We start from the raw sequence: 13,399 nt of genomic DNA on the forward strand, positions 1-13,399 counted from the left end.
CCGCCGGGGCATGACAGGGAACCGTTCCGCTGCCATGCTCCGGCGTTCACGATGTTTCGGAAGGAGAGATCCCCATGCGGCGCGTACGATGGGCTTGCCTGATGGCGGGAGTACTCTTCGGCGGCGCGGTCCAGGCCGCCACCGCACCGTCCACGCCCGAGGCGCAGGACATGGCCTGGCAAAAAGCCGCCGCCAAGTTCGCGCCCGAGCGCCAGGCGTTGCTGGCGAAAGTGGCCGAGGGCATCGCCGCCGGTCCGTTCCGTGCCGACTGGGCCTCGCTGCAGGGATACCGTTCGCCGGCGTGGTACGACGACGCCAAGTTCGGCATCTTCGTGCACTGGGGTGTCTACGCGGTGCCGGCCTTCGGCAGCGAATGGTATTCGCGCAACATGTACCTCAAAGGCACCAAGGAATTCGCGCACCACGTGGCCACCTACGGCCCGCAGTCGCGCTTCGGCTACAAGGATTTCGTGCCGATGTTCAAGGCCGAGCGCTTCGATCCCGACGCGTGGGCCACGCTGTTCCGCGAGGCGGGCGCCCGGTACGTGGTGCCGGTGGCCGAACACCACGACGGCTTCGCGATGTACGACTCGAAGCTGTCCGACTGGACCGCCGTGAAGAGGGGGCCCCGGCGCGACGTCATCGGCGAGCTGGCCAAGGCCATTCGTGCCCAGGGACTGCGTTTTGGCGTGTCGTCCCATCGCGCCGAGCACGACTGGTTCTTCGACGGCGGCCGCACGTTCGACTCCGACGTGAACGACCCGGCCAACGCCGAACTCTACGGGCCGGCCGTCGCCCACCTGAGCAAGAAAGACGAGAACCTCGCCGACGACTGGACCTACGTCTCGCAGGCCTGGCTCGACGACTGGCTCGCCCGTACCGCCGAACTCATCGACGATTACCATCCCGACCTGATCTATTTCGACTGGTGGATCGGCCATCCTACCTTCCGCAATACCTTGCCGCGCCTGCTCGCGTACTACTACAACGACGGCGCGAAGCGCGACGGCGTCGTGGTGAACTACAAGCTGGGTGACTTCCCCGAGGGCGCGGGCACGCTCGACATCGAACGCGGCCAGCTGACGGGCATCCATCCTACGCATTGGCAGACCGACACCTCGATCAGCAACGATTCGTGGGGCTACATCGAGCACGACACCTACAAGTCGCCCACGTTCATCATCCACCTGCTGGTCGACGTGGTCAGCAAGAACGGCAACCTCATGCTCAACGTGGGGCCTCGCGCCGACGGCACCATTCCCGATGCGGCGCAGGACACCTTGCGCAGTATCGGCCGCTGGCTGAAGGTCAACGGCGAGGCCATCTACGGCAGCACGCCGTGGCGCGTGTATGGCGAGGGGCCGACCGAGGTGGTGGGCGGCACCTTCCAGGACACCAAGACCAAGCCGTATACCGCGCGCGATTTCCGCTTCACCACGGGTCACGGCAAGCTCTACGCGATCGAGCTGGGTTGGCCCGCCGGCAACGCGGTGACCGTGCATTCGATCCAGCCCTCCGACAAGGTCGCGCGGGTCGAGCTCGTCGCCGACGGCAGCACCATCGCCTTCACGCAGGACGCCAAGGGCCTGCACCTGCGTCTTCCTTCCCACCCCGTCGGCACCGATGCGTATGTCTATCGCATCACGCTGGCGAACCCGATCAAGGCTTCCCCATGAAACGTTGGTTGTTCACCCTTGCCGCCTGCCTGCTCTGGATGCCGTTCGCCGCGATGGCGAAGGCACCGGTGGCGTTGTTCTACATGATCAATACGCCGAAGTCGGTCGCGTCCCTGGAGGCGCACGTCGACAAGATCGACCTGCTGGTGCCGACCTGGTACGGCGTCGACGAGAACGGCCTGGTCTCGGGTGGTCCCAATGAGTACGTCGTGGACCTGGCGAAGACGCACCGCCTGCCGATCATGCCGATCATCTCGGCCAACGGCGATCGGGCGAAGTTCCACGCGCTGCTGGGCAACGAGACGGCCAAGAAGGCGATGATCGAAAGCCTCATCGAACAGGCGAAACTGCACGGTTACGTGGGTTTCCAGTTCGATTTCGAGAACATCGCCTGGACCGACCGTGACGCGCTCACCCTGTTGACGAAGCAGACGTACGAGGCGTTGCACAAGCACGGGTTGCAGCTGTCGATGGCCGTGGTGCCGAACGCCCCGGGTCACGCGGGCGAGGGCCCGTTCAGCAAGTGGCTGTGGGAATACTGGCGCGGCGCCTACGATCTCAAGGAACTGGCCAAGGTCCTGGATATCGTTTGCCTGATGACGTACGACCAGCACACCCGCTGGACCACGCCGGGCCCGGTCGCGGGCATGCCGTGGGTGATGGAGAACCTCCAGTACGCGCTCAAGGTCGTGCCCAAGGACAAGCTTTCGCTGGGCATCGGCCTGTATGGCTACCACTGGTATGCCGGCAATCCGGTCAAGCCGGACGGCAAGGAAGATTCGAACATCGCGGCGAACTACATCGACGCCGATGAGTCGTTCCCGCTGGCCAAGCAGTTCAACGTGACGATGCAGTGGGACCCGGTCGAGCACGAGTCGTGGTTCTACTTCTACCGCGACCAGATGCGCGAGTGGGTCTTCCTGCCCGACGCGCGCTCGTTCCGCGATCGCTATGCGCTGGTCCGCCAGTATGACTTGCAGGGTTTCTGCGCCTGGGTACTCGGCGCGGAAGATCCGAAGGTATGGGACGAACTGCCCAACGCGGTGCGTTGAGGTCATCGTCGACCGCTCCGGCACGCCGGAGCGGTTTTGGTCGGGTAAGGGCGGTGGTATCGGGTGAGCGATGCCCTCGCTCGCACCAGGCCAGCTGTCCCCGGATCGCCGATGCGATCGGCTCCCGTCCCCTGCTAGTCAAGCGGGGGCGCCCGCGGGGCGGGCGCCTGAGCTCAGGGTTTGACGTCGAACAGCTTGAATTCGCGGATGCGGGCGGTGCCGACGGCGGACAGGATGTCGAGGCGCACTTTCCTCGCGGTCACGGGGGCGAAGTGGTCGATTTTCATGTGGCCGATGGCTTGCGCCTGCGCCACGGTCTTCCAGCCCTGTCCGTCCCACACCTGCACGGCGTAGCCGCGCACGTTCTGGCCGTCGTCCAGGCGTTCCATGCTCATCGCGGTGTTGAAGGTGACGTCCCGTCCCAGGTCGACCTCCAGCGTGGCATGCGCCGAGCCCTCGGGGGCTGACCAGAAGGTGGAGGGATCGTCGTCCAGCGCCGCGGCCGTGTTTTCGTCCGTGGGCGCGTGTCGGGCGGCGAGGTTGGCGTCGTTGCCGTAACGCGCCTTCAGCGCCTGGCCCAGCTCCGCGAGGCGGCGCACGTCAGCGGCCGGTATCAGCCCGTGCGTATCCGGGGCGACGCCCAGCATCAGCTGGCCGCCATGGCCGACACTGCTTTCCCAGTTGTCCATCAGTTCGTCCACCGTCTTCAGCGAACGGGCGAAATCCGGTTTCGAACTGAAGAACCAGTGCCCCTTGTGCAACGGGGTATCGACTTCCAGGGGACGCCAACGCAGCTGGCCGTGGCGGTCGATCACGTTCCAGTTTTCGCCTTCCACCACGCCTTGCTCGTTGCCGACCCATCGGATGTCGCCGTAATCGAACAGCGCCACGTCGGCGAAGACCATGGTGTTCGGCTGGTAGGTGCGCAGCGTTTCGATGTACTTGAGGAAGTCATAGACGTGGCCCGCGCTTCCGGCACCGTCGAGCCACCATTCGGTGAGCGGACCATAGTGCTGCACCAGCTCTTCCATCTGCGCCAGGTAATACCTGTCGTAGGCCGCGGCGTCCTTGTAGCGCGGATCGTGGCGATCCCATGGCGACAGGTAGATGCCGAACCCCAGCCCGTTCTTCTTCGCCGCGTCGGACGCCATGCGGACCAGGTCGCCCTTGCCGCCTTTCCACGGGCTGGCCTTCACCGAATAGTCGGTCTGCTCGGTCGGCCAAAGAGCGAAGCCATCGTGGTGCTTGGCCACCAGCACCATGTAACGCACGCCGGCCGCCTTGACCGCGCGGGCCCACTGGTCGGGATCGACCTTGTCCGGGTTGAATACCGACGGTGCCGCCGTGCCGTCGCCCCATTCGCGGTCGAGAAACGTGTTGGTGCCGAAATGCACGATCACGCCGAACTCGAGATCCTGCCAGGCCACCTGTTGTGGCGACGGCGTCACGTCCGCGAACGACTCGGCGTGGGCGAGCGTGGGAAGCGCGACGAGGAGCGCGCTGGCGAGCACGGTCTTGAGGCGACGGAAGGGGGCGTGCGTGGGCATCGGGAGAAGACTCCTTGGACGGTATCAGGGGCGTGCCGGCGGATCGGCCCAGAGACGACGGTCGACGCCACGCAGCACGGGTGCATCGCGTGTGTCGAGATCGAAGGCCACCACCGTGTTCTGGCCGCGGTGGAACCACGGCGCGGGGGCGTAGAGATCGTGCTGCGGGCCGATCGACCAGGTGCGGCCGAGGTTCGTTTGGTTGAGCCAGACGAAGCCCTTGCCGAGGGCGCGGGTGTCGAGGAAGGTGTCGCCGGGGGTATCCACCGTCACGGTGCCGCGATGGAAGGCCGGGCCCTCGACGTGGGCCGTTGTCCAGCCCCGGATCGCCTCGGGCGAGGTCATGGGCAGGGGGAACACCTGCCAGCCATGCAGGATGTCGCCGCCGAGCATCACCGGGTCGACCAGGCCGGCGCGGCCGTCGTCCAGGTGCGGACCGTAGTTCACTCGCCCCGTGTTCTCCACCAGCACGTCGAGCGTGTGGTCGCCGGGGGGAAGGTCGACGTCGATCGACACCTGCTTCAGCCGGCGATCGGCCGTGCCGCTGGCCTTGCGGTCGACGTACACCACCGCGTAATCGCGCACGTCGCCGAGATAGAGCGCGCCCCGGAAAGGCCCCCGTACGGTAGTGCGGTAGAGGATGTACCCATACGCCTGGCCATAGGCCTCCATGGGCCGAGGCATGTCGGACACCTGCGGCGCGGGCAGGTTGTCCCATAACGACGCGGCGTCGCGGAGGGCGAAGGCGGGCAGGGTACGCACCGGTGGCGACGCCGGGACCGCGGCCGGCGCATGGCCGGTGGCACGCGCGATCGCATCGCGGAACAGGGCGTATTTCGCGGTGGGGCGCCCGGACTCGTCCAGGGCGGCGTCGTAGTCGTAGCTGGTGGTGGTCGGTGCGTAATGGTCCGAGGGATTCCCCTGGAAGTTGGCGCCGTTCATGAAGCCGACGTTGGTGCCGCCATGCACCATGTAGATGTTGACCGAGTATCCCTGCGCCAACATCCAGGCCAGTTCGTCGGCCTCACGTTTCGCATCGGTGTGGGCGTGCGTTTCGCCCCAGTGGTCGAACCATCCCGCCCAGTACTCACCCGCCATGCGCGGGGTGCCGGGACGGAAACGGTCGAGGGTGGCGAAGCTCTTCGTCGCCTCGCCCGGCGCGAAATCGATCACCGCGGTCACGCCCGGCAGGGTGCCGTTGGCGAGCATGTCCGGCCCGTCGTAGGTCAGCAGCAGGTCGTCGGCCAGTCCGGCGCGTTGGAGCATCGCGCGCACGTCGGCGAGATAGGTCGCGTCGTTGCCGTATGACCCGTATTCGTTCTCCAACTCGGTGGCGACGATGGGGCCGCCGCGGCTGGCCATGAGCGGCGCCAGTGCCTTGCCCAGGCGCTGGAGGTAGCGTTCCGAGGCGGCCAGGAAACGCGGGTCGCGCGAGCGCACGCGCATGCCCGGTTCGGCGAAAAGCCAGGCGGGAAATCCGCCCGCGTCCCACTCGCCGCAGATATACGGGCCGGGGCGCAGGATCACGTTCAGCCCCTCGGCCTGCGCCGCTTTCACGAACGCCGCCACGTCGTTGCCGCCGCTGAGGTCGAACTGGCCGGGCCGCGGCTCGATGAGGTTCCAGAACACATAGGTGGTGATCGTGTTCAGCCCCATCGCGTGGGCCTTGCGCAGGCGATCCGCCCAGTAGGCACGCGGGATACGCTGGAAGTGCAGGTCACCGGAGATGATCTGGTAAGGCTTGCCCTCGCGCATGAACTGCGCACCTTGCACGGTGACGGGTGCGTTCGCGAAGGCCGGGGCGACGAGCGCGAGCGCCATCGCCGCCCCGAGAAGGTGCTTGCCAAGGCGGATCATCCGGCCTCCGGTACGAATGACGGCGGACGGTCCGCCCGGGCGGTGCCGTAGTCCGGCGCGGGTCGCGGACCCATCCGGAAGACCAGATGACCGCCCGCGCTGAGGTCGGCATGGCGCAGCCAGGTGCGGGTGTACGGGGCGCCGTTCCAGGTGACCGACTGGATGTAGACGTGGTCGGGGCCGTTGTCCAACGCCTCCACGATCAGCGTGCGGCCCTGGCCGACATCGATCCGCACACGCTCGAACAACGGGCTGCCGATGACGTAGTTCGCGCTGACCGGGTCCACGGCGTAGAAGCCCAGGGCACTCATGACATACCACGCGCTCATCTGGCCACAATCCTCGTTGCCGATGAGGCCCTCGGGCGTGTCCTGGTACATCGACGCGAGCAGCGAACGCACGCGCGCCTGCGTCTTGTGGTGTTGCCCCGCGTAAGCGTAGAGATAAGCCACGTGATGGCTGGGCTCGTTGCCATGCGCGTACTGGCCGACCATGCCCGCGATGTCGGGCGGGGCGTCCGGCGGCAGTTCGGAGTTCGCGTTGAACAGGCCGTCGAGCTTGGCCGCGAAGGCGTCATCGCCGCCGAACAGGGGAATGTAGCCGTAAAGGTCGTGCTGGTTGAGGAAGGTGGCCTGCCACGCGTTGCACTCGGTGAAGTCATGCCACGCCTTGCCATGGCCCAGCGCACGCGGGTCGAACGGCGTGGCCCAGCGGCCGTCGGCCAGGCGCGGCTGCACGAAGTCGCTGTCGCGGTTGAACACGTTGCGGTAGTTGCGCGAGCGTGCCACCAGGTGGCGGTAGTCGTCGTCCGCCCCCACGCCCCGGGCCAGGTGCGCTACCGCCCAGTCATCGTACGCGTATTCGAGCGTCTTGCTGGCGGCTTCCCACTCCTTGTCGGCAGGCACGAAGCCCAGGCGCCGGTAATCGGGCAGACCGCGGTAGTCGTCGGTCATGGCGCGCTTGCGATAGACCGGCCAGGCCTTCGCGTAGTCGATGCCCGTGAACCCCTTCGCCTGCGCCTCGGCGAGTACCACGGCGGAGTGGTAGCCGATCATGCATCCGGTTTCGACGCTTTGCAGCGGCCACACGGGCGGGCCGTCGGGGCTCTCCACCGCCATGCGCGCGAGACTGTTCACAAGGGCGGGAACCCGGCGCGGCTGCACGAGGGTGAGCAGCGGATGCACGGCGCGGTAGGTGTCCCATAACGAATAGGTCGTATACGTCGACGTGCCGCGCGGCAGGCGATGCACCTGGCCATCCATGCCCCGGTACCCGCCGTCGACGTCGCTGGCCAGCGTCGGTGCCACCATGCTGTGGTAGAGGGCCGTGTAGAAGATGCGTTTGTCGCGCTCGGAGCCGCCCTGTACGCGGATGCGCGAGAGCTCCTGTTCCCAGGCCGCTTCCGCCGCGCCGCGCACGCGCTCGAAGTCGAAACCGGGTTGTTCGGCGTCGAGATTGCGCAAGGCGGCATCGGCGCTGACGTTGGACAGGCCGACCTTTACCAGCAGCGGCGCGTGGCCGGCATCGGGAAAATGCAGCACGGCTTTGAGGTGCGCGCCAGCGACCTCGTGCGCATCCGGCACGTTCGCATCGTCGGCGTATAACGCCGCTTTGGCGAACGGACGCGAGGTGCGCAGCGCGAAATAGATGTGCCGGCCCTTCGCCCACTGATGGACGCGCCGCCCGCCGGTGACGGTGCGTGTGTCGACGACGCGCAGGGTGGCGTCGCTCACCCGCGTTGGCGTCTGCGGGTTGTCCTGCATGCCGTGGCAGAGGTCGAGCACCACGTGACCGGACGCGTCGTGCGCAAAGGTGTAGCGGTGCAGTCCGGTGCGCGCCGTGGCCGTGAGTTCCGCATCGATCCCGTCGTCCTTCAGCCGCACGCGGTAGAAGCCGGGGGATGCGGTCTCGTCCGCCTTGTCGAATCGCGAGCGGTAGCCGCTGCCGGGCGGTGCGTCGGGCGCGCCGGGAACCAGCCGCACGTCACCCGTCGCCGGCATCAGCAGCACGTCCATCATGTCGCCGATGCCGGTGCCCGAGAGATGGGTGTGGGAAAAACCCATGATCGAACCGTACCCGGTGTGATAGCCCGAACAGACGTCCCAGTCGGCGTTGTAGGTGTCCGGACTCAACTGCACCATGCCGAACGGCGTGGTAGCGCCCGGGTAGGTATGGCCATGGCTGCCGGTGCCGATGAACGGATCGACGTAGCGGCGCACCGCATCGTCCGGCGCGGTCGTCGGACTCGCGGCGGCAAAAGCCTGGGCGGGCAGGCGGCCGGCCAGCAGGGCGGTGCCGACGGTACCGCGCAGGAAGTCGCGTCGGGTCAGGCTCATTTCGGGAGGTCCTGCGTGCCGTCGATGTGGAACGGCACGGTGTCGCCGACGGCCTGGCCCGGCTGGCCACCCCCCAGGAACAGCGTGTAATCGCCCGCGACCACCGCGCGCCGGCCTGCCGCGTCGACGGAACTCAGACGGCGCGGGTCGAGCGTGAAGCTCACCTGGCGCGTTTCGCCGGCCTTGAGGTGGACGCGTTCGAAGCCCACGAGCGTGCGCTTCGGGGCCAGCGCGTCGCTCGATGGGTAGCTGAGGTAGGCCTGCACGACCTCGTCGCCGTCACGCTCGCCGCTGTTGCGAACCTGGACGCTGGCGGACAAGGACTGGCCCGCCCGTAGCGTGCGCGTGGTGACCGAGGCGCCCGCGTAGTCGAAGCGCGTGTAGCTCAGTCCGTAGCCGAAACCGTAGAGCGGCGTGCCGTCGAAATAGCGATAAGTGCGGCCTTTCATCTGGTAGCTGGCGAACGGCGGCAGGTCGCGGACCGAGCGGTAGAAGGTGACCGGAAGGCGCCCGGCGGGGTTGTCGTCACCGGCCAGGAGGCGGGCGATGGCGGTGCCCCCGTCCTGACCCGGATACCAGGCCGCGACGATCGCCCGGGCGTGTTCGCTGGCCCAGTTCAGCGCGACCGCGCTGCCCGACATCAATACCACCACCAACGGCTTGCCGCTCGCGGCGGCACGCTCAAGCAGCGCCTGCTGCGTGGCGGGCAGTCCGATGTCGGTGCGATCGCCGCCATCGAAACCCGGCACGTCGACGTGCAGTTCTTCGCCCTCCACGTCGGGCGAGAGGCCGACGAAGGCCACGGTGACGTCGGCGTTGGCCACGGCGCGTTCCGCTTCCGCCAGCTGCACCGACGCCGGCGGCAACCATTGCAGGCGCACGCCCTGGTCGTCGCCGCGGTGCACGAGTTCCAGGCGAATGTCGTGCGGCCGGCTGTCGTCGACGTGCAGCGTCGCCTGGGTATGCGTGTCGTCGCCGTTGTCGTCGATGAGCGGCTTGCCGTCGACGAACAGGCGCACGGGGTCGTGGCCGGCGCAATCGAAGCATCGCTCGACGTGCGCGGCGAGGATGTAATCGCCGGGGCCGGGCGGCACGAGCTTGCCGGTCCAGCGCACGGCATACCTGCCCTTGGGCAGGCCCGCTGGGGAGACGTGATCCCAGTCGAAGTCGACGGTGCGGTCGACACGGGTGACGCGCGGCGCGTCGTCGAGGTCCACGCCCGCGATGTAGTGCCCCGTGAGGCCGACGGCGCCATCGCTGGTGCGCAACGCCGTTTCCGGCACCGGCACCGGTACGCCGCTGGCGACCGGGGCGCCTTGCGCGTAGGTCACGCGATCCGCACCGAAGCGGGCGCGCAGGCCCTGCAGCGGCGTCACCGGCGCGCGCGGCGTGCCGTGGTAGTTGGCCTCCAGCGTTTCGACCGTGTCGGCGTTGGGTCCGATCACGGCGATGCGTGGCGTACCCTGCAGCGGCAGGGTGTCGTGGGTATTCTTCAGCAGCACCAGCGATTCGCCTGCCGCGCGCAGCGCGAGCGCGGCGTGTGCCTTGTCATCCATGGGGCGCGGCGTCGCCGCGGGTGTGCCGAGCTCGCCCAGGCGATAGCGTGTGGCGAACAGCCGGACGAGCGAGGTGTCGAGCACCGATTCGGGCACGTCGCCGCGACGCACCGCCGTGCCGAGTTCGGCATAGGCGTAGCCGCAATCCAGATCGGTGCCGGCCTGGATCGCCGCCGCCGACGATCCGGCGTTGTCAGGCCGGTAGTAGTGGAACTGGGTCATGTCGTCGACCGCGTCGCAGTCGGAGACGACGTAGCCGGTGAAGCCCCAGTGCTTGCGCAGCGTATCGTCGAGCAGGCCCGCGTCCGCGCAGACCGGCGTGCCGTGCAGGGCGTTGTAGGCGCACATCACCGATCCCGCCCGGCCTTCGGTCACCGCTGCGCGAAACGCCGGCAGGAACGTCGCCTCGAGGTCGTGCGGGGAGACATCGATGTCGAAGCCGTGGCGCCCCGCTTCCGGGCCGCTGTGCACCGCGAAGTGCTTGGGCGTGGCGATGGCGCGGGGATGGTCGGGATCGGGCCCCTGGATCCCTTGCACGAAGCTCACGGCGAGACGCCCCGTGAGGTAGGGGTCTTCGCCGTAGGTTTCCTGGCCGCGACCCCAGCGGGGATCGCGGAAGATGTTCACGTTGGGGGACCAGATGGTCAGCCCTTCGTAACGCCCGTGGTCTCGTCCCGCGCCGATGGCGTCGAAACGGGCGCGCGCCTCGCGGGAGACCACGTCGCCGACGGCATGCATGAGGTCGGGGTCCCAACTGGCGGCCAGACCGATCGCCTGGGGAAACACCGTGGCATAGCCCGCGCGCGCGGCGCCGTGCAGGCCCTCGTTCCACCAGTCGTACGCTGGGATGCCCAAACGTTTGAGCGCAGGGGCGCCGCTCTGCAATTGCGCCACCTTTTCGTCGAGGCTCATGCGTGCGACGAGTTCGGCGGCGCGTTGCTCGGGCGAGGCTGGCGTGGCGGCATGCGCCGTGCCGATCAACGCCGCGGCGAGGGGCATCAGGAGAAGGCGACGATCGATCATCGGGGGGTCTTTTCGGGTGCGACGATGAGCTTGACCGATCCCAGGCCGTAGAGGGGGCCATCGATCGGTGCCGTGAAGCGCATGCACAGGTCGTGCTGTCCGGCGGCGCGGGCCATGGTGCCCTCCAGGGGCAACGAGGCGCCGAGGGCGTTGCCGCCGGGCAGTGGCAGGCGGGCGAGCAACGGGCCGGCGCAGGTGTCCTGGTGAATCTCCAGCTCGCCGTTGGCGGTCGTCTTCGGGTAGGACACCACCTTGGACTGATCGTGGGCGAGGCCATAATTGCGGGCCAGGCGCGCCGCCTCGACGCGCACGCGCGTGACGCCATCCAGGGGCGCCTTGGGATAGATCCAGCACGAATGGAACAGGTCGACGTCGTACGTGGCGCCGGCCGGGTCGCCGATGTCGGGCAACAAGGGCAGGCGCAGCCCGAGGTCGCCGTCGGCGCATTTGAGGAATTCGCCGTTGCGCCGGGTGAGCAGATGGTCGCGGTCGATCACCCGCGAACGCACCGCCGCCATCGGCGTGCCGTCGGGCGCGACCGCGATCGCGCGCACGGTGGCGGGGAGCGTGACGGTGAACGGTGCGGTATAGATCGGCGACGCGCCGTCCGGCGTGCTGCCGTCGGTGGTGTAACGCAGGCGGCCGAAGCCGGTCTGGTTGTCGAGGCGTACCGTGGCCTTGCCCGAGGCGAGCACGTCGGCCAGGGGCGGGTCGACATGGATGCCCGGCGCGAAGGCCGTGTCCGAGGCGGCGAGGTCGAGGGCACGGTAGCGCCGGACCTGGGCGGGAAGCCGCAGGAGGAAACCGGTCCAGTCGCGGGCCGACGCGGGTGACCACGCCACTTCGGCCATCGCGTCGATGCGCGGGAACAGCGCATGCTGCACATGCCACGCCGACGGCAGCAGCTCGCTCCACAGCGCGGCTTCGGTGCCGAGCACGTGGCGGGCCTGTTCGGGCGTCAACGACGGGTCCACCGGTTCGAACCCGTAGACGCGTTCGAGCGGCAAGGGCGCGAGGCGGCCGCTGGGTTCGTCGGCACGGTCGCTCTGGTGGTTGTCGAAATACATCCATCCGGCCGGCGCGAGCACCACGTCATGGTCCTTCTTCGCCGCGTCCACGGCGCCTTCCACGCCGCGCCACGACATGACCGAGGCGGTGCGGGGCAGGCCGCCTTCGAGGATCTCGTCCCAGCCGATGAGACGGCGGCCGTGCTTGCCGAGGTAATCGCCCAGGCGATCGGTGAACCAGCTCTGCAACGCGTTTTCGCTGGTGAGGCCCAGCGACGCCATCTTCGCCTGCACCGCGGGCGAGTTCTTCCATTGGTCTTTCACCGCCTCGTCGCCGCCGAGGTGGATGTACGTGGAAGGAAACAGTGCCATTACTTCGTCGAGGACGTTTTCGATGAAGGTGAAGCTCGTGTCGTCCACGTTGTAGAGGTAGGGGTTGACGCCCCAGTCGACCGACACGGCGGGTCGCTCGCCGGTCACGCCCACGAGTTCGGGGTAGGCGGCGACGGCCGCCTGGGCGTGCCCGGGCATGTCGAGTTCGGGCACCACGGTGACGTGCCGTGCGGCGGCATAGGCGACCACGTCGCGGATCTGCGACTGCGTGTAGAAGCCGCCGTAACGCATCGGTACGCCGTGCGTGCCGGCGCCGGGCGGTGTACGCCACGCGCCGATGGCGGTGAGCCGGGGATAACGGCGGATCTCGATGCGCCATCCCTGGTCGTCGGTAAGGTGCCAGTGCAGCACGTTGAGCTTGTGCTCGGCCATCGCGTCGATGACGCGCTTGACCTGTTCGACGTCCTGGAAATGGCGTACCACGTCGAGCATGAGTCCGCGCCACGGAAAACGCGGCCAGTCGCGGATGGCGACGTCGCCGATCGTGGCGGCGCCCTGGCGACCGTCCGCGGTGGCGAGTTGCCACAGCGTCACCGCGCCGTAGAACAGGCCCGCGCCGTCGCGGGCCACGATGCGCGCCCCATGTTCGTCCACGTCGAGCGTGTAGCTCTCGGGCTTGTCCACCGTCGCGTTGGCGTCGGTGGCGAAGACGACGGCACCGCGCGCCGGATGGCTCGTCGGCGTCACTGCGAGCGCCAGGCCGCGGCTGCGGTGCAACTCATCGGCGACGTAGCGGGCGGCCGCTTCGGCGGCGGAGTCGCCGGGTGGATACGCGATCGTCGTGTGCGCGTCGATCGTCAGCGAGCCGTCGGCCTGTCGCGCCTCGACGGGCAGGGGGATGAGCGGCAGCGTGGCGGCATGGGCGATGCCGCCGGCCAGCAGGGCGGCGGTCAGGCCGAGGATCTTCATGCCGTGGATCATGGAAAGCGGGTCCTCCGTGCGGCGTTCGCCA

At 68.2% G+C, this 13,399-nt stretch carries 7 protein-coding genes; 2 read left to right on the forward strand and 5 right to left on the reverse strand.

Features of this window, described 5'->3' with window-relative positions; translation table 11 throughout:
- Positions 1-74: 74 nt before the first annotated feature.
- Positions 75-1,676 carry an alpha-L-fucosidase gene (locus tag PI246_RS13320; protein WP_320551794.1) on the forward strand — a complete coding sequence of 534 codons (1,602 nt, stop codon included), beginning with the start codon at positions 75-77 and terminating at the stop codon, positions 1,674-1,676.
- The gene (locus tag PI246_RS13325) at positions 1,673-2,728 is read left to right on the forward strand and encodes a glycosyl hydrolase family 18 protein (RefSeq protein WP_320551795.1); all 1,056 of its coding nucleotides are present in this window, start codon (positions 1,673-1,675) and stop codon (positions 2,726-2,728) included. Before PI246_RS13320 ends, PI246_RS13325 begins: the two co-directional genes overlap by 4 nt.
- A gap of 173 nt (positions 2,729-2,901) precedes the next feature.
- Here the strand turns inward: PI246_RS13325 and PI246_RS13330 are convergent, their stop codons facing one another.
- From PI246_RS13330 to PI246_RS13350, 5 genes are read right to left on the reverse strand one after another with little or no spacing between them, the layout of a single operon-like run.
- Positions 2,902-4,275, reverse strand: coding sequence for an alpha-L-fucosidase (locus PI246_RS13330; RefSeq protein ID WP_320551796.1), 1,374 nt, complete (start codon positions 4,273-4,275; stop codon positions 2,902-2,904).
- Between the two features lie 24 nt (positions 4,276-4,299).
- On the reverse strand, positions 4,300-6,132 hold the full coding sequence (locus tag PI246_RS13335; protein WP_407069818.1) for a glycoside hydrolase family 35 protein: 1,833 nt from the start codon (positions 6,130-6,132) through the stop codon (positions 4,300-4,302).
- Positions 6,129-8,468: a GH92 family glycosyl hydrolase gene (locus PI246_RS13340; protein WP_320551797.1), complete on the reverse strand. Its 2,340-nt coding sequence runs from the start codon at positions 8,466-8,468 to the stop codon at positions 6,129-6,131. Before PI246_RS13340 ends, PI246_RS13335 begins: the two co-directional genes overlap by 4 nt.
- On the reverse strand, positions 8,465-11,047 hold the full coding sequence (locus tag PI246_RS13345; protein WP_407069819.1) for a glycoside hydrolase family 3 C-terminal domain-containing protein: 2,583 nt from the start codon (positions 11,045-11,047) through the stop codon (positions 8,465-8,467). Before PI246_RS13345 ends, PI246_RS13340 begins: the two co-directional genes overlap by 4 nt.
- Entirely contained in the window at positions 11,044-13,368 is a 2,325-nt protein-coding gene (locus PI246_RS13350; protein WP_320551798.1) for a family 20 glycosylhydrolase, read from the reverse strand. Before PI246_RS13350 ends, PI246_RS13345 begins: the two co-directional genes overlap by 4 nt.
- Positions 13,369-13,399: the final 31 nt, after the last annotated feature.

The sequence above is a fragment of the Luteibacter sahnii genome (assembly GCF_034063545.1).
Lineage (GTDB): Bacteria > Pseudomonadota > Gammaproteobacteria > Xanthomonadales > Rhodanobacteraceae > Luteibacter > Luteibacter sahnii.